The organism is Streptomyces sp. NPDC007346 (genome assembly GCF_040703535.1).
Taxonomy (GTDB): Bacteria; Actinomycetota; Actinomycetes; order Streptomycetales; family Streptomycetaceae; genus Streptomyces.
Window position 1 is genome coordinate 1 of sequence record NZ_JBEYKR010000010.1, and the last position, 24,172, is coordinate 24,172.

Consider the following 24,172-nt stretch of genomic DNA (forward strand, 5'->3'; position numbering starts at 1 on the left):
TGTGGCGGGGGGGGCCCGGCCCGGGGGGCGGGGCGGTGTCCACCCTTCCGGTCCGGGGGCCCAGGCCCCCGGCCCCCCGGGCCACTCCGGTCGCCACGCGTCAACCCGCCTTCGCGTACCGGCTGGCGGGGCGGGCCAGGCCCAAGTGGCCGCGCAGGGTGGTGGACGCGTACTCCGTACGGAACACCCCGCGCCGCTGCAACTCCGGGACCAGGCCCCGGGTGATCGCCGTGAGGTCGTGCGGCAGGGTGGCCGGACGGAGGCGGAAGCCGTCCAGGCCGGTGGAGTGCCAGTCGAGCAGCAGGTCGGCCAGTTCGGCGGGTGTGCCGGTGAAGATCTCGGCGTCGGAGGCGAGTGCGGCTCCGGCCACCTCGTCCAGGCGGGCCTTGCGACGGGCCGCGGCGCCCGGTTCGTCGTCCAGGAGGACGACGAGGTCCGCGAAGGTGCGCAGGGGCCGGTCGCTCACGTCCCGGCCGGTGCGGTTCACAGCCTCCGCGACCTGGGCGAGGATCGCCGCCGTGCCCGCCCGGTCGTGCGGGGTGATGGCGACGACGTCGGAGCTGAGGGCGGCGAACTCGTACGGCGTGGTGGCGTGCGCGAGGCTCACCACCAGCGGCTGGCCCTGGGGGGTGCGCGGGGTGATCGACGGGCCCTTGACGCTGAAGTTCGAGCCCTGGAAGTCGATGTGGTGGACCTTGTCGCGGTCGAGGAAGCGGCCCGTCGCCGCGTCCCGTATCTCGGCGTCGTCCTCCCAGCTGTCCCAGAGCTGCCGTGCCGCCTCCACCACTTCGGCGCCTTCCGCGAAGAGGGCGCGCAGCGGCTGGGAGATCAGCTCCGAGTCGGTCACGTCGTTCTCGGTGAGCTGGGGTGTGGTGCGGCGGCCGAAGTGGGCGGCGTCGGCCGCGCGGGACGAGATCTGCGGGCGCCAGCCGGCCCGGCCCTTGCTCGCGTGGTCGAGCGTGGCGATGCCGATGGCGAGGTGGAACGGTTCGGTGTGGGTGACGTTGGTGGTCGGGACCAGGCCGATGTGCGTGGTGAGGGGGGCGAGGTGGGAGGCGAGCAGGACGGCGTCGATGCTGCCCCTGACCTGGTCGGTGCGGTCGTCGGGCAGGTGGAAGGCGGCGGACTGGAGGCCGAGGGCGTCCTCGAACGTGACGAAGTCGAGCAGGCCCCGCTCGGCCTCGGCGACCAGGTCGGCCCAGTACGCGGCGTCGAGCAGCTCACCGGGCCGGGCGCCCTCCTCCCGCCAGGCCGCCGGGTGCCAGCCCGCGCCGTCGAGCGCGACGGCCAGGTGCAGAGGGGCACCGGTGGCGGCGGAGGTGTCGGGGGCGGCCCATGTGCCGGGGGTGGCCCATGTGTCGGGGGCGGCCGATGTCTCGGGGGTGGCGGTCGGGGTGCCTGTCGGGATGCCCGTTGGGGTGCTTGTCGGGTCGGTGGCGCCCGTCGTGCCCGTCGTGCCCGTCGCGCCCGTCGCGCCCGGCGGGCCCGACGCGCCGGTCGTGGCGTCCGTCGTGCCGTTCGTGGCGCCGTTCGTGCCGGTCATGCGGAGGTCTCCTTCTCATGGCGCACGGTCGGTCCGCCCCACCCGGCCGGGCGGGGGGCGTCGGACAGGCCCAGGTGGTCCCGGAGCGTGGAGCCGGTGTAGTCGTCGCGGTGGACGCCCTTCTCCTGGAGGATCGGCACCACCCGGTCCACGAAGTCGTCCAGGCCACCCGGGGTGAGGTGGGGGACGAGGACGAATCCGTCGGCGCCCTCGCTCTGCACGTAGTCGTCGATGGCGTCGGCGACCGTCTGCGGGCTGCCGACGAACGTCTGGCGTCCGCCGACCTCGATGACCAGCTCACGGATGGAGAAGTTCCGCTCCTCGGCGAGCTTGCGCCACTGCCGGGCCGTCTCCGCCCGGCCCTTGCGGAAGACGGAGTGCCCCTTCAGGAAGTGGGCGTCGTCCTCGGGCTCGATGTCGGGGAGCGGCCCGTCCGGGTCGTACGCGGACAGGTCGCGGCCCCAGACCGCCTCCAGGTGGGCGATCGCGGTCTGCGGGCTGACCAGCTCGCGGCTGATCTCCTCCGCGTACGCGGCGGCCTCCTCGTCGGTGTCCGCGACGACCGCGTTGGCGGTGGGGAGGATCAGCAGGTCGTCGGGGCTCCGGCCGTACGTGGCCAGGCGCCGCTTGACGTCCCGGTAGAAGTCCCGGGCCACGTCGATCCGGTTGTGCTTGCTGAAGATGACCTCGGCGTCGGACGCGGCGAACTCCCGCCCCGCGTCGGACTCGCCGGACTGGATGATCACCGGGTGGCCCTGCGGTCCGGGCGGGGTGGTGAACCGGCCGGAGATGTCGAAGTGCTGCCCCTGGTGGGCGAAGCGGCCGGCCCCGGGGGCGATGAACTCCCCCGTCGCCGCGTCGGCCTTCAGGTCGCCGTCCGACCAGCTGTCCCACAACTCCCGCACTGTGGTGAGGAATTCGGCGGCCCGGGTGTAGCGGTCGGCCTCCGGGAGGAAGCCGCCCCGGCGGAAGTTCTCGCCGGTGAACGCGTCGTAGCTGGTGACCACGTTCCAGGCGGCCCGCCCGCCGCTGAGCCGGTCCAGGGTGGCGAACCGGCGCGCCACCTCGTACGGCTCGTTGAAGGTGGCGTTGACCGTGGCGGCGAGGCCCAGGCGCGTGGTGACGGCGGCCAGGGCGCTGAGCACGGTCAGGTTCTCCGGGCGTCCCGCGATGTCCAGGTCGTAGACCTGCCCCTTGTGCTCGCGCAGCCGCAGCCCTTCGGCAAGGAAGAAGAAGTCGAACTTGCCGCGTTCGATGGTCTGCGCGAGCCGGATGAAGGAGTCGATGGATATCTGGCTCTCGGAGCGCGGGTCCGACCAGACGGTCACATTGTGGATGCCGGGCAGCTGGGCTGCGAGATGCACCTGTTTCTTGGTGGTGGCGGGCACGGTGCGGTCTCCTCCTGCGAAGTCCGGCGGCGGGACGGTGGTGTGGGAGTGGGGGGTGGCTTTGAGAGCGTGCCTGTGCCGGATGGCATCTGCACAGGTCAACCGGCCCTACTTCACGAGGTGTTCATGCCGTGGCGGCAGACGTAGGGGCTTCGGTCGCCCCGGGCGCCGGGGCGGCGGCCGGCGTGGTGGACGGGGCCGGGGAGAGGTACCGCACCTGGTTCTCGAAGGCGACCCCGTGGCTCTTCACGTCGATGGCGATACGGTCGCCGTCGGCGATCCTGAACCCGTCGTGGAAGCTCGCCTCGTCGGCGCCCAGGAGCACGTAGTTGACCAGTCCGGGCCGTCGCACCGCCGGGAAGGTGAACAGGTGGTCCGCCATGTCCTGCACCCGGTAGTAGAGGGCGTCGTCACCGCAGTCGAACGGGCCCTCCCACGCCGTCGCGCCGTCCCGGACGATGGTGACCCGGCCGGTCACCGTGCGCGGCGGCGGGCCGAGGAAGAGCCACGGGGTGAGGGCGGTGTCGCACAGCTTGCAGTACGGGTTGTAGCCCGGGTCCTGGCGGTGCAGGCCGATGTCGCACAGGTCGTTGCCGAAGGTGTAGCCGGCGTAGTGGGGGGTGCCGTCGGCGTCGTTGACGTAGACGAGGGCGACCTCCGGCTCCTCGATGAGGGCGACCGGACGGGCCGGGACGACCAGCTCCTCGCCGGGCAGCTTCGCCCACTCCCCGAACCCCTTGAAGAACCACTTGGGCGGGGTGAACTCGCCGTCCTCCGGGGCGGTTTCGCCGCCCCACTTCTTCTTGTGCGTGCCCATGAAACCACTCAGCAGGGCGTTGCCCGTGGCCTGCGGCAGCAGGGGCGGCAGCAGGCGCAGTTCCGGGTCCCCGGCCGTGACCACGACGGTCGGCGCACCCCCGGTGAGGGCCGACCGCAGGGCCTCCTCCGAGCCGTCGGTGGCGATGAAGGCGGCGGCGACCTGGCCGTCCTCCACCCGGTACAGGGTCTGCCGCGTGCCGTCCTCGGGGCGGCCGAAGCCGACGTGACGTGCGCCGTCGTACAGGGCCTCGAAGAGGACGGGGAGGTGGGAGTGGGGCATCGGTGACTCCTTCAGTGCGTATGCGTGTGTGTGCGTGCGTGAGTAGGTGAGTAGGTGAGTTGGGGGCGTCAGAGGTGTCGGGGGTGTCAGGGGTGGTCAGGGGTGGTCAGGGGTGGTCAGAGGTGGTCAGTGGGGGTGGAGGCGCGGGGGTGAGAGCGGGTACCTCCACCCCTGTGAGGTCGGCCAGGACCTCGCCGACCCGGTCGACCGATGCCCGTATCCACGGCAGGGCCAGGGGGTCCGCCGCCTCCAGGGCCGCCGTGCGTCGCTCGTCGGTCTCGCCGTAGAAGCGGCTGGTCACCGCGCGGATGCGCAGCGGGCGGACGGGCTCCCCGAACGCGCTCGCGGGCAGGACGCCGATCCCGTACCGCTCGGAGAGCAGCGCGGCCAGACCGTCCCCGCCGTGCACGTCGTGTGCGCCCGCCAGGTGCTCGCGCAGGGGCTCGAAGTCCGGGTAGAGGTAGCAGGTCGCCGCGACGGGGGCCAGGAGCGCACCCACGGCGGTGAAGCGGGCGGCGACCGCGCGCACCACCGTCCCGTGCAGCCGCCGGCTCGCCGCGACGCGCTCGACGACCTCCGGCGGCTCCCCGAAGGCGTACGCGGCCGCCGTCTGCACCGGCGCGGGCGGGCTCGACCAGATCTGGCTCGCGACCGCGACGAGCCGGGTGTGCAGGGCGCGCCCCGGTTCGCTGTCGGGCAGCCGGGCCACGCCCGTGCGCCAGCCGCCGAGCGCCAGGTTCTTGGTGAGCCCGGTGGTGACGACGGTCCGCTCGGGGGCGTGCAGGGCCGGGGAGACGGCCGGGTCGGAGGTGTCGTGGACCAGGTCGCGGTAGATCTCGTCGGAGACGATGACGAGGTCCAGTTCGCGGGCCGCCTGCGCAAGCCGCCGTACGGTGGCGGCCGAGGCGACCGTGCCGGTCGGGTTGTCCGGTACGGTCACGACCACCGCGCGCGGGTGCTGTCCGGCGGCCCGCGCGTCGGCGACCGCCTCACGCAGCCGGTCCGGGTCGGGCACCCCGCCCTGCCCCGGCAGGATGGGTACGGGGATGGGCCGCGCCCCGGCCAGCCGGGCCTGGGCGGCGTAACTCACCCAGCTCGGCACCGGCACGACCACGTCCCCGCCGATGGCCAGGAGCAGGGCGAAGAGCAGCGACTTGCTGCCGGGGCCCGCCACGACGAGACCCGGGTCGACGGCCAGGCCGCGCCGCTCCCAGTACCCGGCGACGGCGGTCCGCAGGGCGGGGCTTCCGGCGACGGAGCCGTACGCGTTCTCGCCGGCCGCCGCCGCGAGCCGGTCCCTGAGCGCCGGGAGGACGGGCAGGCCGATCTCCCCGCTCGCCATCGACAGGACCCGCTCCCCGGCCCGGCGCCGGCGGGCCAGGGCCTCGTCGGCGGCGAGGGTCGCCGACATGGAGACCGGTGAGGGGGTCGCCGACATGGGGGCCGGTGCGGGGGCCGGTGCGGAGACCGGCGGGACCGGGGTGGGGTCGGACATGACAACAGCTCCAGCGCTCGGTGTGGGGTGCGGGGTGCGGGGCGTGACGTGTGGGTGCGGCGCGGTGAGATGTGGTGCGGTGCGGTGGGATGCGGTGCGAGGTGGGTGGCGTGTGTGAGGTGCGTGGGGTGTACGGGGGTCAGGTGCGGGTGCCCGTGGTGTACCGCTCGCGCAGCTCGGCCTTGCGGACCTTGCCGGTCAGCGTCTTCGGGAGGGCGGGGACGTGCTCCACCCGGTCGGGCAGGAAGCGGGCGTCGTGGCCCGCCTCCGTGACCCGGGCCCGGACCTCCTCCAGCGTCGGGCCCTGGCCGCCGCGGGGGACCACGACGGCGACGATCACGTTGCCGGGCCCGTCTCCCGTAAAGCCTTCCGGTGGCTCCTGGCCGACGTTCGATGACTTCGGGCCGGCGCCCGGTGGCTCCAGGCCAGCGCCCGGTGGCTCCTGGCCGACGCCTGATGACTCCTGGCCGACGCCCGAAAGCTCCAGGCCCACCAGCGCGGCCTCGACCGCCTTCGGGTGGCTGCCGATCACCGCCTCCAGCTCCGTCATCGGCGCCACCCGCCCGTCCCGCAGGACCGCGTCCCGGGCCCGGCCGATGATGCGGATGCCGCCCCGGCCGTCGTCGCGGGCGAGGTCGCCGGTGTCGAACCAGCCGTCCCCGTCCAGCTCGGCCGCGAACGCCTCGGGGCGCTTGTGGTACCCGAGCGCGAGCGACGCGCCGCGCACCTTCAGCTTCCCGACAGCGCCCTCGGCCACCGACGCCCCGTACGCCCCCGACGTCTCGATCCGGGTCTCCATCGCATCGATCGCGCGGCCGTTGCTCCGCGCCGACCAGCCCTCGGGGTCCTCGGGCCGGGTGGTGGTCACGGGGCCGTTCTCCGACATGCCCCACAGCGAGTGGGCGCGGGCGCCCAGCGTCTCGTGGACCTCGTCGGCCAGCTCCTTCAGGACCGGCGCCGAGCCGATCACCACATGCCGCAGCGTGCTGGTGTCCCGCCGCTCGGCCCGCTGGGAGGCAGCCACATCGGCGAGGGTGGCGGGCGGCCCGTAGAGCAGGGTCGCGCCGTACCGCTCCACCAGGTCGAGCAGCGCCTCGTTGCGGCGTACGTCCTGGAAGGCGACGGTCCCGCCCAGCATGACCCCGGCCAGCACACCCTGCGCGAACCCCGAGTAGTGGACCAGCGGCGTGGAGACCGCCGCCACCCAGCCGCCACCCTCGGTGTCCCCGCCCCCGTCCCCGCCCCGGTCCCTGTCCCGGTCCCTGTCCCCGTCGGCGGCGCCCGCTCCGAACGCGTCGACGTACCCGCGTACCGCCGAGTGGACCGTGTTCTGGCTGTGCAGGACCCCCTTGGACAGGCCGGTGGTGCCGGAGGTGAACAGCACCACGAACGGGTCGTCCGCGCCGAGCGCCAGACCGTCCAGCCGGGCGGCGGCGCCCTCCAGCTCCTCCCGCTCCTCGGCCACGAAGTGCTGGTGGAACGGGAGCGCGCCCTGAGGCAGCGGCCCGTCCACCACCAACACCTGCTTCAACGCCGGAAGTTCACCCTTCAGGCGGGTGGCGATCTCCGCCAGCGGGGTGCCCGACCACTCCGGGAGGGTGATGCACACCCGGGCCCCGGTGAGGCCGAGGCGGTGGCGCAGCTCCTCCTCCGTGCAGATGGGCGAGATCGGGATGATGACCGCGCCGACCCGGATGGAGGCGAAGATCAGCGGCACCATCTCCCACCGGTTGGGCAGCTGTACGGCGACGAAGTCGCCCGGCCGAACGCCCAGGTCGAGCAGGGCCAGGGCGAACCGGTCGGTCAGACGGTTCAGTTCGGCGTAGTCGAGCGTGTCGGTACGGGACTCCGCGACGCGCCGGCCCGCGATGGCCAGCCGGCGCGGGTGCTCCCGGGCCTGGCGGTGCAGGTCGTCGAGGAAGGTCCCGTCCCGCCACCAGCCACGGCGGAGGTACTCGGCGGCGCGCTGTTCACCGGCGCGCTGTTCATCGGGTCCGGTCGGCTGCTCGGTGACGGCCGTTCCACCAGAGGTCGTCTGCTCCGCGACCGTCGCCCCGCCAGGGGTCGGCTGTCCGCTGGCGGCCTCTCCGTCAGGGGTCGGCTGCTCTACGACGGTCGCCCCGCCAGGGGTCGGCTGCCTCGCGACCGCCACTCCGCCAGGGGTCGGCTGTTCGGTGGCGGCCTCTCCGTCAGGGGTCGTCTGCTCCCCGACCGCCACCCCACCACGGTTCGGCTGTCCGGTGGCGGCCGTTCCACCAGGGGGCGTCTGCTCCCTGACCGTCACCCCGCCACGGTTCGGCTGCTCCGGGACCGTCGCCCCACCACGGGTCGGCTGTCCGGCGGCGGCCGTTCCACCAGGGGTCGGCTGCTCCCCGACCGCCACCCCACCACGGTTCGGCTGCCCGGTGACCGCCGCCCCACCAGTGCCCGACCGCTCCCCGACCGCCGCCCCACCAGCAGCCGACCGCCCCGCGACCGCCGCCCCACCAGTGCCCGACCGCCCCCCGACCGCCGGGGCCGCCCCCGCCCCCTTCGCCGCCGTGCTCATCAGCGCTCCTTCCGGCGGGCCGCGAGCAGCTCGGGCAGGGGGTTGCCCGCCCGGGAGGCCGCGATCTCCAGCAGGTCGCGGGTGTTCCGCCGGACCCGGTCACCGACCCAGTCGAAGACCCACGCCTTGCGCGCCTCGGCCTCCAGGTCGAACGGGACGACCCGGGTGACGGCCAGGGCCGCCGAGGCCGCGCCGCCGATGTTGGCGATCACGCCCGGGACCAGGGCGGCCCCCGAGGCGGCCACCTTCTCCTTCGCCGCGGCGCTGGAGGCGAGGTTGGCGCCCTCGACCACCAGGCCGGCCCGCAGGCGGTGGGCGTTCTCGGCGTTGATCGCGTACTTCTGGGCCGCCAGGATCAGGATGTCCGCGTCCACGTCGAGCCAGGCGTCCGGCTCGGCGGAGAGCTTGACGTCCTGCGGCAGCCGGGTCCGGTCGATGGCCCCGAACCCGTCGGTGATGGCCACGAGTTCGGCCACCGGCAGCCGCTCCGCACTGATCGTGCCCCGGACGTCCGCGATGCCCACGACGATGTGCCCGCGGTCCTCCAGGAACCGCGCCACCGCCCGGCCCACCGCTCCGAACCCCTGCACCACGACCCGGGCGGGCTCGGTGCGGCCGCTCGCCTCCAGGGCGGTGACCGCGGCGACCCCGACGCCGTGGCCGGTGGCGTCGATCAGGGGCTCGTAGTACGTACGCCAGTCGATCGGCATGTCGGGGGCGCCGAGCCGGTAGCGGGGGTCGTACGTAGCCTCCTCGAAGAAGACGGCCCGGTCGGCGGGGGTGACGCCCATGTCGATGCCGAGGTGGATGCCGCCGTGCAGGAGCGGCTTCACCGTGCGGCCGAAGGTGCGGAAGGTCTCCTCGCGGCCGGCGCCCTCAGAGTTCGTGGCGTCGGCGACGATCCCGGCCTTGGCGCCGCCGATGCGCAGCCCCGCCAGGGTGAACTTCTCGGTCATGTCCCGGGCCAGGCCCGCGACTTCCTCCTCGGTGACCCCGGTGGTCATCCGGGTTCCGCCCATCGCCAGGCCGTCGACGAGGGTGTCGATGACCACCCATCCCTTGATGGCGCCGCCGCTGCCGTTGAGGTGGACGGTGAGGGCGGGGTCCTGCGGTTCTTCCAGAGCACTCATGGCGAAGTCCTTGTTCTGTACGAAGGAGTCGGTGGTGAGGGGGGGACTAGGTCACTGGTAGAGCTGCGCGAAGCCCCGCAGGATCTCCAGGCCGTCTTTGCGGAACTCCAGGTGGGCCTGGGCGCCGTGGATGCGGCCGTCGTCCGAGCGCAGGAACTCCACGGGCGCGTGCTCGGAGCGGCCGATCGAGCGGTAGCCCGCCGGGGCCTCCTGGAGGTAGAGGGTGTGCCGGTGGAAGACGGTGACCGTGGGCTTCACGTAGGTGAAGAGCGGTTCCTCCGTGTCGACCCGCACCTCGTAGCCGCCGACCCGCTGCGGCCCCTCGGCGAGTCGCCCGTCGGCCGCGACGGCGAGGATCTGCATGCCGCCGCAGATGCCGAAGACCGGCACGTCCGCTGTCGTGACCAGGTCGATCAGGGGCTTGTAGAACGCGCTGTCGTACGCGCGCACCTTGGTGCCGCTCAGCACGATCGCCTGGTAGCGGCCGTCCACCCGGGCGGGGACGGACGCGGCGTCGACCGTCTCGGTATCCGAGCCCAACTCCTCGAAGCGGGCGCGGAGTTGTCTGAGGGAGAGCGTTCCGTTGTTGACGACCAGCACACGGGACCGGGTCATGCGTTCGCTCCTGCTGTATCGGCGGCGGCCGGGGTGCGGGCATCGGTGATGAGCGTGCCGGTGGAGCCGTTCAGCAGCTCTGTGACGGCCGCGCTGCCGATGACGACCCGCTCGACGCCGGCTTCCAGGGCCTCGCCCGCGGCCCGCAGCTTCTTGCGCATGCCGCCCTTGGCGCCCTTGTCGCGGAAGGCGGCGGCGTCCTCGGCGCTGATCCGGCGTACCGGCCGGTCGTCGATCAGCAGGTGGCCGACATCGGTGACCAGGACCAGGTCGGAGGCGCCGGTGGCCCCGGCGATGGCGGCGGCGGCCCGGTCGGCGTCGGTGTTGACCTCCTGGCCCGCCGCGTTCCGGGCGAGCGGGGTGATCAGGTAGGCGTGGCCCGGCCGGAGGTTCTCGAGCGGGGCCGGGTCGACCCCGGTGATCGGTCCGACGAGGTTCTCCAGCTCGACGAGCTGCTTCTCCCGCCACCACCACCGCTCACCCTCGCCCGCGCCGACCAGCCCGTCGCTGCCGAGCAGCCGCTCGGCGGTGATGCCACGGCTCTCCAGCCGCGCGAGGACGTCCTGGGCCAGCTCGGCGCTGACGGTCCTGATGTCGTCGATGACCTCGGGCGTGGTCCACCGGCTCTGGTTGCCGTACCGGTCGCGCAGGATCGCCGACGGCTCGCTGTAGCGGGCGTGGAGCTTCTTGAGCGGCTTGGACCAGCCGTGTACGAGGACCAGGGGGTGGTCCTGGCCGTGGCGGGCCAGGTCGTCCCACCACGTGCCGTCGAGACCGTCCAGGCAGCTGCCGCCGAGCTTCACCACGGTGGGGTTCGTGGCAGGGTCCGCGCTCATGCCGGCATCACCGGCTGCTGCGTCAGCCCCGTCTCCTCCGCCAGGCCGAACCGCAGGTTGGTCACCTGCACGGCCTGGCCCGCAGCCCCCTTGACCAGGTTGTCGAGCGCGGCGAGCACGACGATCCGGCCGCCCTCCTCGTCCAACAGGACGGTGACATCGGCGTAGTTGGAGCCGAGCACCACCTGCGGGTCCGGAACGGGGATCAACGTTTCGTTGTGCCGCCGTACCCGGACGAACGGGCGCCCCTTGTAGAAGCGCAGGTAGGCCCGGTTCAGCTCCCGCTGGTCCACCTTCTCGTCGGTGAACACGTACGAACTGGTCAGCAGCCCGCGTACGGTGGGGACGCCGTACGCCGACATGGACAGGTTCCCGATGGTGCCGGGCTTGCTCCGCTCCAGGAAGTCGCCGACCTCGGCGGCGTGCCGGTGCCCGGTCGGGGAGTACGGGGCGATGGCGCCGGCCCGGAACGGGTGCAGGTCGGAGGTGCGCAGCTGGACACCGCCGCCGCTGGACCCGCTCTTGCCGTCCACCACCACCGTCTTCAGATCGAGCCCGAGGCCGAGGGTGAGCGGGGCCAGGCCCAGGGTGATCGCGGTGGCGTAGCAGCCGGGCAGCGAGATCAGCGCGGCGTCCGTCAACTGGTCGCCGATCAACTCCGGTACGCCGTAGACGAAGCGGTCCGCCAGGTCGGTGCGCCGCTTGACCTTCGGGTACCAGCGGTCGTGCAGCTCCGGCGTACGGATGCGGAAGGCGCCGCTGAGGTCGACGATCGCCGGGACGCGGTCGGCGAGCAGCGAGGACAGCTCGGCCGAGACCGGCGCCGGGGTGGCCAGGAAGAGGACGTCGACCTTGTCCACGACGTCCTCGGTGACCGGCTGCACGGTCAGGCCCTGGTCGATGCGGAGCCCCGGGTGGAGCTCGGAGGGGCGGCGGCCGATGTTGGAGGAGCCGCCGAGGAAGGTCAGCTCCAAGTCGGGGTGCTGGGTGATGAGGCGGATGAGTTCGCCGCCGGCGAGCCCGGAGGCGCCGACGACTCCTGCACGGATCATGCGAGTAGCTCCTGCACATATCGGCCGATGGCCGAGGGGATGTCCGCTCCGGTGGCCGAGGCCACGGCCCGGAAGCCGGGGGCGTGGTTGACCTCGTTGACGACGTGGCCGTCGGGGGTGGCGAAGAGGTCGACCCCGTAGATCCCGGGCCCGAGCACATCCACCACACCGTCGACGATCTTCAGGACGTCGGGGTCGTGGGCGACGGCGCGGTTCTTGTTGCCGAGGGCCGCGTTGTTGCGCCAGTCGCTGCCGCCGCTCTCGAACTCCGCCGCGCCGATCAGCTCCCGCCCCACGACCAGGCACCGCACCGAGCTGCCGCCGAGGTACGGCTCCACCACGCTGGCCTGCTCGAAGGCGTGGGCCAGATCCTCGATGTAGTCGTACACGGAGTGCGCGGTGTCGGCGTGCCGGATCAGCGTGACCCGCTTGCCCATGCCGCCGAAGACGGGCTTGAGGACGAGGGGCAGCGGCAGGTCCGCGAGCGCCTTGTCGAAGTCCTTGCGGGAGAGCACGAGCCGGTGGTCGGGGACTGGCACGCCCGCGGTCTGGAGCAGGGCGCGCAGGGCGGCCTTGTTCTCGCAGGCGTGGATGGCCCGGGAGGTGTTCAGCGTGGGGACGCCGGCCGCCTCGGCCAGGGAGGCGATCAGCCCGCCGCGGGTGTAGCTGCGGCTGCGGACGAGGAGGGTGTCGTACCCCTTGATCGCCGGGGCGTCCGGGTGGCCCAGGGAGAGGGACTCGTCGTTGACCCAGTCGATACGGAGGCCGAAGGCCGGGGCCGCCTTGATGAGCAGGCGTTCCTCCCAGGCGATCCGGTCCGCGACGAGGCCGACGGGGCGGGGAGCGCCCATGTCACTGGCCCCAGTCGCGCAGCTGCACCTCGACCATCTCCAGCGTCAGCCGGCCGTTCTCGACGGCCTCGACGCGGAGGGTCAGGATGCACTCGGGGCAGGAGAGGGTCTCGCCCAGGGTGACCGGGGGGACGGTCAGGTCGGTCTCGCACTCGGGGCATACGCCGGTCAGGGTGGTGGCGGTGGACATGATCAACTCCGTACGTGGGTAAGCGGTTTGAGGTGGATTGCGTGGGTGCGCGGGGCGGAATCCGCTCGGAGTCCGGGGGTCGGAGGTCGGAGTCCGGGGGCCGGAGTCCGGGGGCAGGGGGCAGGCCGCGCGGTCATCCGGCGGTGGCCGGTCGGTGGCCGGAGCCGGTCTGTGGCCGAGGCGGGTCGCGCGGGCCTGCGCCGGAAGCTGATCGCAGGCCGGGGCGCGCCCGACGGAAGCTGATCGCCCGCCGGGGCAGGTCGCGCGGTCATCCGGCGGCAACCGGTCGTCGGCCGGACGGGCTACGCGGGCACCGGCCGGAAGTCGATGGCGGCCTTGCGGATGGTGTCCCGGTCCAGCAGCGGGCGGCCGTCCCGCTCCTGCCGCTCGGCCAGCCACGGGGTGAAGGCGTCGACGTCGACCTCCAGGCCCGAATCGGCCAGGGCCCAGCGGACCAGGGCCGGGGTCAGTCGGCTGCGGACGCGCAACTCCCGGCTGTTGCCGACTAGTTCGGCGGGCAGGGTCTCGTAGGCGTGCGGGTGGCTGAGCTGGCCCGGCAGCTCGTACGCGAACGCGTGCGGGGTGGTCGGCCCGGACTGGAACGCGTCCCCGAGGCCGGCGCCCCGCAGGGCGAGCCGGGACAGCTCGGTGAGGTGGCCGAGGTCGAAGCGGGTGTCGCCGTGGATGACGCGCAGCGAGGTGAGCAGCTCGGCCAGCGGGGCGTTGCCGCCGCGCTCACCGATGCCGCCGACGGTCGCGGAGATCCACTGGGCGCCCGCCCGCACGGCGGCCAGGGAGTTGGCGACGGCCATGCCCAGCATGTTGTGCGAGTGGATCTCGATCTCGGAGCCGTCGATCGCGGTGATGTCCGCGATAACCTCCTCCATCTGCCAGGGCGAGAGGTACGCGACGGTCTCCGCGAGCCGGAACCGGTCGGCCCCCGCCGCGAACCCCGCCTCCACATAGGGGACGAGCCGTTCCCTGGGCGTACGGGCGCCGTCCTCACCGCTGAACGTGACGTGGAAGCCGCGCTCCTTGGCCTGCGTGATGGCCGAACGCGCCAGCGCCTGGAGGAACTTGGGGCTCGCCGAGTCGAGCTTCAGCCGCGCGTGCTGCTCGGAGGTGGGGATGGAGTACATGATGTGCCGTACGCCCAGGCGCTCGGCCTCGTCCAGCGCGCGGGCGACCTGGCGGCGGTCGCGTACGACGACGAGCGTCATGCTGCGCTCGGGGGTGATCGCCTCGTGGGTGGCGAGGACGAGGTCGGCGTCCTTGGAGTCCGGTCCGGAGACCATGCCCACCTCGACGAGCTCGACCCCCGTACGCACCAGCAGGTCCGCGATGGCGGTGGCGTCCGCGGGGCAGAATTCGACGCCCGCCATGTGCGCGGAGTCCCGCAGCGTCGCGTCCGATATACGGGGCGGCCTCTCCAGTTCCTCGGGTCCTTCGGCTGCCATTTCCTTTGCTCCTCTTTCCGCGAAAGGGGTCTGCGATCCGGGCTGTATTCGCTGACCCATATCCTTCGGCGCCTGGCCGAAAACAGCAATGTCTGCCGTGTCAGGGCTGTGTTGCGGAGTGTCAAGGGATGTCAAGGAGTGTCAGGGAATATCCATAGGGAAAAGGAGTGCAAGAACGGTGTGCGGGCGTGCCAAATAGCGGACGAAGGCGACCCGTTGATGCGACGCGCCTCCTAATGTGCGTCCATGGATCTCTTCTCACTGCCCCGACTGGGGGTCGTCGTCCCGCCGGAGAACCCCACGGCGGAACCTGAGTTCAACCAGCTGCTCGGCGCCGGGATGAACGTGTACACCTCCCGCTTCCCGGTGACTCCGGGGTCCGGGCTCAAGGCCATGCTGGAGACGTACAACGAGGTGCTTCCCGCCTTGCTCGGGAGCTTCGGCGCGCTGCGCCTGGACGCCACCGTGGTGGCGTGCAGCGCGTCCCACTACCTGCTGGGACCGGAAGGCGACCGGGCCTTCTGCGCCGAGCTGTCCGAGCGCGCCGGCTCCCCCGTGCACTCCTCCACGCAGGCGATCCTCGCCGCCTGCGAGGCGCTCGGCGTGAGCCGCCTGACGCTCGTCTCCCCCTACCAGCCGTGGCTCACCGACACCTCCCGCGCCTTCTGGGAGCAGGCGGGTCTCACGGTCGACGGGGTGGTGCTCGTCCCGGCGGCGGAGGCCTCGGAGCCGTGTGGGGAGGCGCACTTCGACCCGTACGAGGTGACGACGGGGACGATCCTGCGGCGGATACGGGAACGGGAGCTGCCCGCCGACACGGCCCTGCTCTTCACCGGTACGGGCATGGGCACACTCGCCGCCCTGACCGAGCTGGCCCGGAGCGAGCCGCACCGCACGCTGCTGACCTCGAACCTGGCGTCGGCCTGGTGGGCGCGGCGGGCGGTGGGGGAGAAGTGGGAGGCGAACCACCCGCTGCTGCGGCGGCTGGAGGGCAAGGCGGTCTGACGGCCACGGGCCCGGGGGCGCGCCTTGGTCATGGGTCCGGGGCCGCGCCTTGGTCATGGCCCCGGGGCCGTGCCTTGGTCGCGGGCCTGGGGCTGCGCCTCGATCACGGGTCCGGGGCCGAGCCTCCGTCACGGCCCCGGGGCCGCGCCTCGGCCCCCGGCCGTCGGCGGGGTCAGCCGGCGGACGTCTGCGGTAGCTGCCAGGCGTACCCCATGCGGTAGCCGACGCCCCGCACCGTGATGATCCAGCCGCCGGAGCCGAGTTTCGCCCGCAGGCTGCTCACGTGCGTGTCGATCGTGCGGCTGGTGTGCCCCCAGTTGCTGCCCCAGACCCGGGCCATCAGCTCTTTGCGCGTCACGACCGTTTCCGGGGTGGCGGCCAGGGTGTAGAGCAGCTCGAATTCCTTCGACGTGACACCGATGAGCCGGCCCCCCAGCCGCACTTCCTGCCGACGCGGATCGATATGCAGATCGCGCAGGGAAATGGTGGCCGGAAGGACCTGCCGGGGCTGGGCGCGGCGCAGTACCGCCTCGATACGGGCCCCGACTTCCCGGAATCCCCAGGTTTTCACCACACAGTCGTCCGCGCCCGCCTTCAGGACGAGGACGCGTTCCAGTTCGGCGTCGGCATCGGTGACCGCTATCAGGGCCGTATCCCCTCCGCTGCGGAGGGACCGGCACAATTCCAGTCCGTCGATATCGGGCAGCTCCACGGAGAACAGCACCAGATCCGCGTCGCCGTACACCCGCAGCGCCCGCTCTCCGGTGGAGACGCTGCGGGCGGTGAATCCCTGCCGCCGCAGGTCGCTCACCATGGCGGCTGCGGCGGAGGTGTCCTGCTCCACCACGAGTACCTGTCTCACGTGCCCACCCTCTCTCCTCGGCTTCACGTCGGTCGGGAGCGGCTTCACGTCAGTTGAGGGCGCCGGCGAGCACGGCGGGCGGGGCGGCGGGCAGGCGCTGGTAGACGTAGGCGGCCGAGGCCATGGTCATGTGGTGGTGCCAGCCGGGGAAGGAGCGGCCCTCGAAGTCGAGGACGCCGAAGCGCCGGCCGAGCGTGGTCACGGCCGCGAGGGCCGCGGCGTGGCTGCGCGCGAGGCGCAGGATCTCCTCCACCCGCCGGTCGGTGAGGGTGGTGAGCCAGTACCGGGCGGGCCGGCGGCCGTCCGGGTCGGGCCGTTCCAGGATGCGGTACGGGCGTGCGCCCAGGTCGGCGCCGGGGCCGGGGCGCGGCGCCGCCACCGTGCCCGCGTACGTGTGGACCGGTACGGCCCGGACGCCGCCGTCGGGCGTCTGCCGGAGCAGGACGTGGGTCTGCCGGGCGTGCCGCACCTCCATGAGCGCGCTCACCGTGGTCACGACGGGCGTGTGCTGTCCGGTGAGCAGCACCAGGTGGTCCGGGGAGACCTCGCACACCACGTCTGCCCGCTGCCGGGCGAGGCCCGCGAGGACCCCCGCCGCTTCGTCGCACCGGGTCAGGTCCAGCACCCAGGGCAGCCGGGAGAGGCGGGGGTGCGCGGCCGCCTCGGTGGCGTACCCGACGACATGGTCGGCGGGGGTGCGCCCGGCCTCCGACCCGGGGATGCGCGCACGGCGCCTGCGCTCCCGGTCCGAGTCCCACGCCCCGCCGAGCACGAGGCTCCAGTCCACCGGATAGCACTGGGTGTCCGAGGCGAGGAAGAGGACCAGCGCGCGCTGGCAGTTGACGGTGCGTCCGGTGGCGGGGTCGACGCGCCGGTGCACGCCCACCGAGTGCTCGCCGCGCTTGGGGATGATGAGTTCGGCCACGGTCCAGGCGTGCGGTGTGGTCCGCGCGGCGACCCGCCGGGCCAGCCGGCGGCGTACCGGGGCCCATTCCCAGGGGCTGGCGTTGATGAACTGGTGGAGACCGTGTGCCGCGGCCGGGGGTAAGGGCTTCGCCAGTGCCATGCGGCGGGGCGTCTTCTTGCCCGATACATGGATCAGGGCCCACAGATACGTCTGGGCCCAACGACGCTGTTCCGGCCGCTGGAACGCCCGGAAGACCTCGTCCATGAACGTGTGCATGTCCGCGCCGTCGCCCGGCACCGCCGCGCGTACCTCACTTGACGACATGTAACGCTCCGCCCCCCTCGATACTCGTCACCACCGGCACCCGAGTGGATACATGGCACATCAGTACGGGGTGAAAGTACCGTCCGGAACGGAGTTTGCCCGGGTCGGCCGCCTATTTTGCGAGTTCGCGGGCTGACCTGCGAAAACGCCCCTGGGCGGGGTGGGTGCGCACCGGGGGAACCCGGATCTACCAGTGGTGTAGCCGTGGCTGGAATCGCTTGCTGAAGTGTCAACAAATCATGAACATGGCACCGGCACGGTGGGATGCACGGAGTTCGGAGACCGTGTCCCGGTGACGGGGACCGTATACGGAGGACGACCGCCGGAGGACGGGGAGGCATGCCCTCCGGCGGTCGGTCGGCGCGGATCCGGCGGGGGAGGGATCCGGTAGGGGAGTGGATCCGGTGGGGCAGGGATCCGGTGAGGGAGGGGCCCGGCGCGTCAGGTCGCCGGGGCCGAAGCCTCCTCGACCGTTGCCTCTCCAGCCGTTGCCTTCCCAGCCGTTGCCTCCCCAGCCGTTGCCTCCCCAGCCGTTGCCTCCCCAGCCGTTGCCTCCCCATCCGCTGCCTCCTCGGACGCGGGCACCGGTCGCCGGGCGGGGAAGCCCGCCTGGCGGGCGTAGAGCACGACCGCGATGACCGGCAGCAGGAGCAGCAGGACCGTCCAGGGGAAGGACTCGCTGCCGAGGGTGTCGAGCAGGATGCCGCCGACGATGCCGCCACCCGCCATCGCGACGTTCCAGAGCGTGACGAGCATCGCCTGCGCCGCGTCGGCCGACTCGCCGCCCGCGTCACCGACGGCGGTCTGCAACAGGGTGGGTACGCCGCCCCAGCCCAGCCCCCACAGCACCGCGGCGACATAGACGAGGGCGGTGATGTCGGAGAGGACGGCCAGGATCAGGGAGGCGACGGCGACCAGCAGCGCGCCACCGACGGTGAGGCCGCGCAGCCGGCGGTTGATCTGCGCGCCGACGATCCAGATGCTCGCCAGCGAGGCGCCGCCGAAGACGAGCAGGATCAGGCCGGTGGAGCCGCCCATGCCCAGGTCCTTGAGGTACGTGGCGATGTACGCGTACAGGATGGTGTGCGCCAGCACGAAGACCAGCGTGACGAAGAGGACCGGGGAGACCCCCGGGATGGTCAGGGTCCGCAGCAGCTTCGGCCGCTCGCCGCGCTCCTGGCCGGGGAAGTCCGGTACGCCCGCGAAGATCCACACCAGGAGTACGACGGTGAGCACGGTCATCGACAGGAACGCCACGCGCCAGCCGAGCCAGTCGCCCAGGAACGTACCGGCGGGCACGCCGAGGGAGAGCGCGACGGGGATACCGGCCATGGCGATGGCCATCGCCTTGCCCTGGAGGTGTACGGGGGCCAGCCGGCGGGCGTACCCGGCGAGCAGGGCCCAGGCGAGACCGGCCGCGACACCGGCGACGAACCGCGCCACCATCGTCAGCTCGTAGACGGACGACAGGGCGGTCACGGTGTTGGCGAGGGCGAACCCGGCCATGGCGGTGAGCAGCAGCCTCTTGCGCTGCCAGCCGGCGGTGGCCGCGGTGAGCGGGATCGCGGTCAGGGCGGTGCCGATCGCGTAGACCGTGACCGTCTGGCCGGTCGCGGACTGGCTCACCCGCAGGTCCTCGCTCATCGCGGGCAGCAGGCCGGCGGGGAGGGTCTCGGTGAGGCAGGTGATGAAGACGGCGGTGGCGAGGGCCAGCAGGGCGAAGAGCGGAAGCTTCTGCTGGTCCTCGCCCCCGCCCTTCGGGTCCGGTGCCGCAGCGGCGGCGGGCGCCGTGTCGGGTGCGGTGCTCATGGGGTGTGCTCCAGGTTTCCGGATGGGAGGTACGGGTGCGGGGACGGTGAGGTGTGGGGTACGGGGGGTGGGTGAGGTGTGGGGCGCGGGGCGTGGGGGCGGTGAGGTGTTGGGTGCGGGGGTGGGGACGGCGACGTGCGGGGGCGCGGGGTGCGGCGGGGCGCCGGGGCCGGGGTCGCGGGGGCCGGTTCACGGGTGGCCGAGGCCGCCGTCGACGGGGAGCCGGGCCCCCGTGGTGAACGTCGCCTCCGTGGCCAGGAAGAGCGCGGCGCGGGCCACCTCCTCGGCGGCGCCGAGGCGCCCCAGCGGCGGCAGGGGTACGGCGCCGGAGCCCGGCGCCTCGATACAGCCCGGGGCCACCGCGTTGACGCGGACGCCCCGGAAGGCGAGTTCGGCGGCGAGCGCCTGCACGGCGTCGGGGCACGGGGTGGAGGCGGTGAGCACGATCGCGCCGCCGTCCTTGACGTACGGCAGCAGGGGGCGCGCGGTGGGGATGGCGTCGGCGAAGAGGAGATCGACGCCGGAGTCCGGCGCGACTTCGTGCCAGTCGCCCGCCGCGCCCGCGTGCCCGGGGCGCGGCGCTCCCTCCTGCCCGGAGCCGGTGGCGCTCCGGGGGGCGAGGGCGGACGCAACGTCGGACGGGCCGACGACGTGCGCGGCGGAGCCGAGTTCGGCGACCGCGTGGGTGCGCTCGGCGTCGGTGCGGGCGGTCAGCACGACGCTCGCCCCGCCCTCCACGAGCCGCTTGGCGATGGCCAGGCCGATACCGGTGGCCGCGCCGACGACCAGGGCCTTTCTCCGCGCGTACTTGGTCATGGTTGCCGCTCCCTCCAGGTGCCACCCGTAGGGCGACTCTGCGCCCGAGCACTTCGGGGAACCTTCGGGAAACCTTGCGGTCGGCTGACGGCCGGGGCCGAGGCGCGCGGAGCCCCGAACGCCGGTTCTGCCGACCTGTACGGTGGCGCCTATGCGGTTTGGGGTGCTCGGGCCACTGGTGGTGTGGGACGGCGAGGGGCGGGAAGTCAGAGTCCCCGAAGCCAAGGTCCGGGCCCTGCTGGCGGACCTGCTCGCGAACGACGGGGGACCGGTCTCCGCCGACCGGCTCATCCACGACCTGTGGGGCGACGCGCCTCCGGGCAGACCCGCGGGCGCCCTCCAGGCCAAGGTCTCCCAGCTGCGCCGGGTCATCGGCCGCGACCGGGTGGTGCGCCAACCCCCCGGCTACCGGCTCCGGTTCGAGGCGGGCGGCGACGAGGTGGACGCCGTACGGTTCCGGGCCCTGGTGACGAAGGCCCGCCCCCTCCAGGACCCGAACGCGCGGGCCGCGCTGCTGACCGAGGCCCTGGAGCTGTGGCGCGGACCGGCGTACGCGGACTTCGCGGACGGCCCCTTCGTACGGGCGGCCGCCCACCGCCTCGCCGAGCAGCGGCTCTCCGTGCTGGAGGACCAGGCGGAGGCGCGCCTGGAGGCGGGGGACCACGCGCTCCTCACCGGGGAACTGGCCGACCTCGTCGCACTCCACCCGCTGCGCGAACGCCTGCGCGCCGTCCAGATGAGGGCCCTGTACGCGGCGGGCCGCCAGAGCGAGGCACTCGCCTCGTACGAGGAGCTGCGCGCCCGGCTGGTGGGTGAGCTGGGGGTCGACCCGAGCCCCGGACTGGCCGCGCTGCACCGGGCGGTGCTGCGCCAGGAGCCGGGGCTGAGCACGAGGGCGTACGCGTACGGGGCATCGGGTCACGACCACGCGGGACCGCCGGACGGCGTACGGGCGCGGGGCGCGGCGCCGGACCGGCAACCGGTGTGGGGCGCGGCACCGGACCGGCAACCGGCGCGGGACGCGGCACCGGACCACCGACCCGCACAGGGCACGGCGCCCGCCCCCTCCACCACCGGCCCTTTCGCCTCCTCCACCCCCAGCCCCCTCGCCCCCTCCACCACCAGCGCCCCCGCCGCCCTCACCCCCACTCCCATCCCCCACTCCAACCTCCCCGCCCCCCTCACCCCCCTTGTCGGCCGCCGTCAGGCGCTCCACGACCTCTCCCAACTCCTGGCCGACACACGGCTGGTGACCCTCACCGGCCCCGGGGGCGTCGGTAAGACCCGGCTGGCCGTGGCAGCGGCGACCACCGAACGGGACAGCGCGCACGGGGGCCAACTGGCCGACGGGATATGGCTGGTCGAGTTCTCCGGCATCCGCGCCGGCACCCCCGCCGACCTGGCCCAGGTCGTCGCCGCCACCCTCGGCATCCGGGACGACGCCCCCCGCTCGCTACCGGGCACCGGCGCCGGGGCCCCCTCCCTCCCGCACCGCCTCGCCGCCGCCCTGCGCGACCGCCTCACCCTGCTGGTCCTGGACAACTGCGAGCACGTCGTCGACGCCGCCGCCGAACTCACCGACCTCCTCCTGCGTACCGCCCCCGGTCTGCGGGTTCTCGCCACCGGGCAGGAGCCGCTCGGCCTGGCGGGCGAGGCGATGTTCCTGGTCGAGCCGCTGCCGCCCGCCGACGCCGTCCGGCTGTTCATGGAGCGGGCCGCCGCCGCCACCCCCGGCTTCCCGCGCGACCCGGACGCCCCGGACGAGCCCGAGCGCCGGGCCGTCACCGAGATCTGCCGCCGCCTGGACGGCATCCCGCTCGCGCTGGAGCTGGCCGCCACCCGCGTTAGGGCCCTGGGAGTACGGGAGTTGGCGACCCGGCTCAACGACCGCTTCCGGGTGCTGACCTTCGGGCAGCGTGGTGCTCCGGCCCGCCAGCAGACCCTGCGGGCGGTGATCGACTGGAGCTGGGAGTTGCTCAGCGCGCCCGAACGCATCGTCCTGCGCCGCCTCGCCGCCCACAGCGACGGCTGCGACCTGGCCGCAGCCGAGGCGGTCTGCGCGGGGGACGGGGTCGCCCGGGGCGAGGTGCTCGACCTCGTCACCCGGCTGGTCGACCGCTCCCTGGTGGTCGTGGGGGACGGGCCCACCGGCCCCCGCTACCGGCTCCTGGAGTCCGTCGCCGCGTACGCGACCGAGCGGCTCCACGAGATGGAGGACCTTACCGCCGTACGGGACCGCCATCTGCGCCACTACCGGGCGCTGGCCGAACACGCCGAGCCCCAGCTGCGCGGCGCCGGGCAGCGGCCCTGGCTGGCCCGCCTGGACGCGGAGGCCGGCAACCTGCGCGCGGCGCTCGACGAGGCGGTGCGCCGCGCGGGGGCGGGGGAGCCGCAGGAGGCGGTCCGGCTGGCCACCGCCCTCGCCTGGTGGTGGCTGCTGCGCGGCCGCCTCACGGAAGCCCGCCGCAGCCTGGGCGCAGCGCTGGCCGTGACGTCCACACCCGTGGAGCCGACCGACGCCGACGCCGACGCCGACGCCGACCCCGACGTCTACGACGGCGTTGGCCCCGGCCTCGGTCCCCGCCCCGGTCCCGGCTCGGACCCTGGCCCCGGCCCCGGCCCCCGCCCCGGGCCCGGCTCGGACCCCGGCCCCGGTCCCGGCGTCGGGGCGCCACCCGAACTCGCCCTGCTGCACACGGTCTTCGCCCTGCTCACCGGCGACCACACCGCAGCCGCCACCAGGGCGGAAGGCCACGGCATCACCGCCACGACCACGGCCCCCACCACCGCTACGGCCACAGCCGCCCCCACCACCGCTACGGCCACGACCGCCCCCGCCACAGCCCCCGCCACGGCCACGACCGCCCCCACCACCGCCACAGCCACCGCTGCCGTCGCCGCCACCGCCGACGCCGTCCCCGACCCCGTGCGCCGGGCCCGCGCGCTCTGGCTCTGTGCGTACGGCCTGTTCAGCGCGGGTGACACGGCCGGGAGCGGCGAGCTGAACGCCCGTGCCCTCGCCCTGTTCGCCGCCGCCGGGGACCAGTGGGGCACCGCCGCCGCTCTCGGCCTGCGTGCGACGCTCGCGCTGGTCTGCGGCGACCTCACCGGGCTCGGCCGCGACGGGACGCGCAGCGCTCTGCTCTTCCGCGAACTGGGCGACCGATGGGGCGAGTTGCAGACCGTCTCCCCGCTCGCCGCGCTGGCCGAGATCAAGGGCGCGTACGAGGACGCCGAGCGCCGGCAGCACGAAGGGCTCCGGATGGCACGGGAGTTGGGGCTCGAGGCGGAGGTGTCCGCGCGGCTTTCCGGGCTCGGCCGGCTCGCGCTGCTGGCCCGCGACTGGGACCGCGCCCGCGACCTGCACGAACAGGCGCGCCGGATCGCCGCCGTACAGGGCTACAAGTACGGCGAGATCCACTCCGAGATGGGCCTCGCCCTCGGCGCCCGCCGCTCGGGCGACCTCGACCGGGCCGAGGCCCACCTGCTCCACATCCGCGACGGCTACGCCGACGTCTCCTCCCGGGCGGGCGACCACCTGCTCCTGGCCGAGCTCGGCTTCGTCGCCGAGCTGCGCGGCGACGCGCGTACGGCGGCGGCCCGCCACCTGGAGGGCCTGGAGGTCGCCCGCGCCCTCGCCGAGCCGCGCGCCCTGGCCCTCTCCCTGGAGGGCCTCGCCGGAGCGGCGGCCCTGCCCGGCCACGCTTCCGCCGCCACCCGCGCGGCCGTCCTCCTGGGCGCGGCGGCGGCCGCCCGCCGCCGGGCCGGAGCCCCGTTGCCGCCCGCAGAACGCGCCGACGTCGACCGCGTCACCGAGGCGGCACGGGCCACGCTGGGGGCGGAAGCGTTCGCGGAGGCGTACGGGAGCGGCGCCCGGCTGGACCCGGAGGAGGCGGTCCACCGAGCCCGTCCCCAACGTTCCCCGTAGCCGTAGCCGTAGCCGGACCCGGAGCCAGTGCCAGTGCCAGTGCCGGAGCCGGAGCCGGGGCCGGGGCGAGGCCAGGGGCGCTGACCGATACGCGGCTGAGGCAGACCCGCGCGGCCCCCGCAGCCGAGGAGGGCCCGAAGGCCGATGGGGAGCCCGTGCCGGCGGGCGAGAGGCGACCGCCGCCTGCCCATACCACGGCCCCACCTGACGTGATCGGCGGCCCCACGGCACCGTTCATGCACTGTGTGTGACGGCTGTATTGCCGTGTGTGTAAAGGGAGTTGACGTCCAGTCAACTCTGTGTCGCGGGCATGACAT

At 73.8% G+C, this 24,172-nt stretch carries 17 protein-coding genes and 1 pseudogene; 2 read left to right on the plus strand and 16 right to left on the minus strand.

All coding sequences use genetic code 11. The features are described 5' to 3' along the window. Positions 1-100: 100 nt before the first annotated feature. From AB0917_RS05295 to AB0917_RS05350, 12 genes and pseudogenes are all read right to left on the minus strand, one after another. The gene (locus AB0917_RS05295) at positions 101-1,543 is read right to left on the minus strand and encodes an LLM class flavin-dependent oxidoreductase (protein ID WP_366818113.1); all 1,443 of its coding nucleotides are present in this window, start codon (positions 1,541-1,543) and stop codon (positions 101-103) included. Then, a complete protein-coding gene (locus AB0917_RS05300) occupies positions 1,540-2,931 on the minus strand; it encodes an NtaA/DmoA family FMN-dependent monooxygenase (RefSeq protein WP_366818114.1) in 1,392 nt (463 codons plus the stop codon). The genes AB0917_RS05295 and AB0917_RS05300 overlap by 4 nt, the downstream gene beginning before the upstream one ends. 124 nt (positions 2,932-3,055) lie before the next feature. Continuing rightward, positions 3,056-4,030: a fumarylacetoacetate (FAA) hydrolase gene (locus tag AB0917_RS05305; protein ID WP_366818115.1), complete on the minus strand. Its 975-nt coding sequence runs from the start codon at positions 4,028-4,030 to the stop codon at positions 3,056-3,058. A gap of 106 nt (positions 4,031-4,136) precedes the next feature. Further along, on the minus strand, positions 4,137-5,525 hold the full coding sequence (locus tag AB0917_RS05310; RefSeq protein WP_366818116.1) for a pyridoxal phosphate-dependent aminotransferase: 1,389 nt from the start codon (positions 5,523-5,525) through the stop codon (positions 4,137-4,139). Between the two features lie 139 nt (positions 5,526-5,664). Beyond that, positions 5,665-7,497: pseudogene (locus tag AB0917_RS05315) on the minus strand (AMP-binding protein); the annotation flags it as partial. A 575-nt stretch (positions 7,498-8,072) separates the two neighbouring features. Further along, positions 8,073-9,203 (minus strand): Glu/Leu/Phe/Val dehydrogenase dimerization domain-containing protein, encoded by a 1,131-nt coding sequence (locus AB0917_RS05320; RefSeq protein ID WP_366818117.1) that lies wholly within the window; start codon positions 9,201-9,203, stop codon positions 8,073-8,075. 51 nt (positions 9,204-9,254) lie between these two features. Continuing rightward, positions 9,255-9,818 carry a gamma-glutamyl-gamma-aminobutyrate hydrolase family protein gene (locus tag AB0917_RS05325; protein ID WP_366818118.1) on the minus strand — a complete coding sequence of 188 codons (564 nt, stop codon included), beginning with the start codon at positions 9,816-9,818 and terminating at the stop codon, positions 9,255-9,257. Continuing rightward, complete coding sequence (locus tag AB0917_RS05330; RefSeq protein ID WP_366818119.1) at positions 9,815-10,654, minus strand: acetylglutamate kinase; 840 nt, start codon at positions 10,652-10,654, stop codon at positions 9,815-9,817. The genes AB0917_RS05325 and AB0917_RS05330 overlap by 4 nt, the downstream gene beginning before the upstream one ends. Continuing rightward, positions 10,651-11,706: an N-acetyl-gamma-glutamyl-phosphate reductase gene (gene argC / locus AB0917_RS05335; RefSeq protein ID WP_366818120.1), complete on the minus strand. Its 1,056-nt coding sequence runs from the start codon at positions 11,704-11,706 to the stop codon at positions 10,651-10,653. Before argC ends, AB0917_RS05330 begins: the two co-directional genes overlap by 4 nt. Then, entirely contained in the window at positions 11,703-12,557 is an 855-nt protein-coding gene (locus tag AB0917_RS05340; RefSeq protein ID WP_366818121.1) for a RimK family alpha-L-glutamate ligase, read from the minus strand. Before AB0917_RS05340 ends, argC begins: the two co-directional genes overlap by 4 nt. Before the next feature lies 1 nt (position 12,558). Then, positions 12,559-12,747: a hypothetical protein gene (locus tag AB0917_RS05345; protein WP_018489663.1), complete on the minus strand. Its 189-nt coding sequence runs from the start codon at positions 12,745-12,747 to the stop codon at positions 12,559-12,561. A 302-nt stretch (positions 12,748-13,049) separates the two neighbouring features. Next, positions 13,050-14,204, minus strand: coding sequence for a LeuA family protein (locus AB0917_RS05350; RefSeq protein ID WP_366818122.1), 1,155 nt, complete (start codon positions 14,202-14,204; stop codon positions 13,050-13,052). A gap of 246 nt (positions 14,205-14,450) precedes the next feature. Between AB0917_RS05350 and AB0917_RS05355 the strand changes: the two genes are divergently transcribed. Beyond that, positions 14,451-15,209: an arylmalonate decarboxylase gene (locus AB0917_RS05355; protein WP_366818123.1), complete on the plus strand. Its 759-nt coding sequence runs from the start codon at positions 14,451-14,453 to the stop codon at positions 15,207-15,209. Positions 15,210-15,381: 172 nt separating this feature from the next. On the opposite strand, the gene AB0917_RS05360 is transcribed toward AB0917_RS05355, so the two are convergent. The 4 genes from AB0917_RS05360 to AB0917_RS05375 all read right to left on the minus strand — a co-directional run bounded on the left by AB0917_RS05360 (position 15,382) and on the right by AB0917_RS05375 (position 19,927). Beyond that, positions 15,382-16,071, minus strand: coding sequence for a response regulator transcription factor (locus AB0917_RS05360; protein WP_366818124.1), 690 nt, complete (start codon positions 16,069-16,071; stop codon positions 15,382-15,384). A gap of 49 nt (positions 16,072-16,120) precedes the next feature. Then, positions 16,121-17,302 carry a transposase gene (locus AB0917_RS05365; RefSeq protein WP_366818125.1) on the minus strand — a complete coding sequence of 394 codons (1,182 nt, stop codon included), beginning with the start codon at positions 17,300-17,302 and terminating at the stop codon, positions 16,121-16,123. 441 nt (positions 17,303-17,743) lie between these two features. Then, positions 17,744-19,111 (minus strand): MFS transporter, encoded by a 1,368-nt coding sequence (locus tag AB0917_RS05370; protein WP_366818126.1) that lies wholly within the window; start codon positions 19,109-19,111, stop codon positions 17,744-17,746. Between the two features lie 189 nt (positions 19,112-19,300). After that, a complete protein-coding gene (locus AB0917_RS05375; protein WP_366818127.1) occupies positions 19,301-19,927 on the minus strand; it encodes an SDR family oxidoreductase in 627 nt (208 codons plus the stop codon). 151 nt (positions 19,928-20,078) lie between these two features. Here AB0917_RS05375 and AB0917_RS05380 point away from each other — a divergent pair, with 151 nt between their 5' ends. Further along, positions 20,079-23,855, plus strand: a complete 3,777-nt coding sequence (locus AB0917_RS05380; RefSeq protein ID WP_366818128.1) for a BTAD domain-containing putative transcriptional regulator — start codon at positions 20,079-20,081, stop codon at positions 23,853-23,855. Positions 23,856-24,172: the final 317 nt, after the last annotated feature.

Bases quoted from the DNA above. Each gene is read 5' to 3' on its own strand.
- AB0917_RS05295 (WP_366818113.1), bottom strand. From the start codon at position 1,543: ATGACCGGCACGAACGGCGCCACGAACGGCACGACGGACGCCACGACC.
- AB0917_RS05305 (WP_366818115.1), bottom strand. From the start codon at position 4,030: ATGCCCCACTCCCACCTCCCCGTCCTCTTCGAGGCCCTGTACGACGGC.
- AB0917_RS05310 (WP_366818116.1), bottom strand. From the start codon at position 5,525: ATGTCCGACCCCACCCCGGTCCCGCCGGTCTCCGCACCGGCCCCCGCA.
- AB0917_RS05320 (WP_366818117.1), bottom strand. From the start codon at position 9,203: ATGAGTGCTCTGGAAGAACCGCAGGACCCCGCCCTCACCGTCCACCTC.
- AB0917_RS05325 (WP_366818118.1), bottom strand. From the start codon at position 9,818: ATGACCCGGTCCCGTGTGCTGGTCGTCAACAACGGAACGCTCTCCCTC.
- AB0917_RS05330 (WP_366818119.1), bottom strand. From the start codon at position 10,654: ATGAGCGCGGACCCTGCCACGAACCCCACCGTGGTGAAGCTCGGCGGC.
- argC (WP_366818120.1), bottom strand. From the start codon at position 11,706: ATGATCCGTGCAGGAGTCGTCGGCGCCTCCGGGCTCGCCGGCGGCGAA.
- AB0917_RS05340 (WP_366818121.1), bottom strand. From the start codon at position 12,557: ATGGGCGCTCCCCGCCCCGTCGGCCTCGTCGCGGACCGGATCGCCTGG.
- AB0917_RS05345 (WP_018489663.1), bottom strand. From the start codon at position 12,747: ATGTCCACCGCCACCACCCTGACCGGCGTATGCCCCGAGTGCGAGACC.
- AB0917_RS05350 (WP_366818122.1), bottom strand. From the start codon at position 14,204: ATGGCAGCCGAAGGACCCGAGGAACTGGAGAGGCCGCCCCGTATATCG.
- AB0917_RS05355 (WP_366818123.1), top strand. From the start codon at position 14,451: ATGGATCTCTTCTCACTGCCCCGACTGGGGGTCGTCGTCCCGCCGGAG.
- AB0917_RS05365 (WP_366818125.1), bottom strand. From the start codon at position 17,302: ATGTCGTCAAGTGAGGTACGCGCGGCGGTGCCGGGCGACGGCGCGGAC.
- AB0917_RS05370 (WP_366818126.1), bottom strand. From the start codon at position 19,111: ATGAGCACCGCACCCGACACGGCGCCCGCCGCCGCTGCGGCACCGGAC.
- AB0917_RS05375 (WP_366818127.1), bottom strand. From the start codon at position 19,927: ATGACCAAGTACGCGCGGAGAAAGGCCCTGGTCGTCGGCGCGGCCACC.
- AB0917_RS05380 (WP_366818128.1), top strand. From the start codon at position 20,079: ATGCGGTTTGGGGTGCTCGGGCCACTGGTGGTGTGGGACGGCGAGGGG.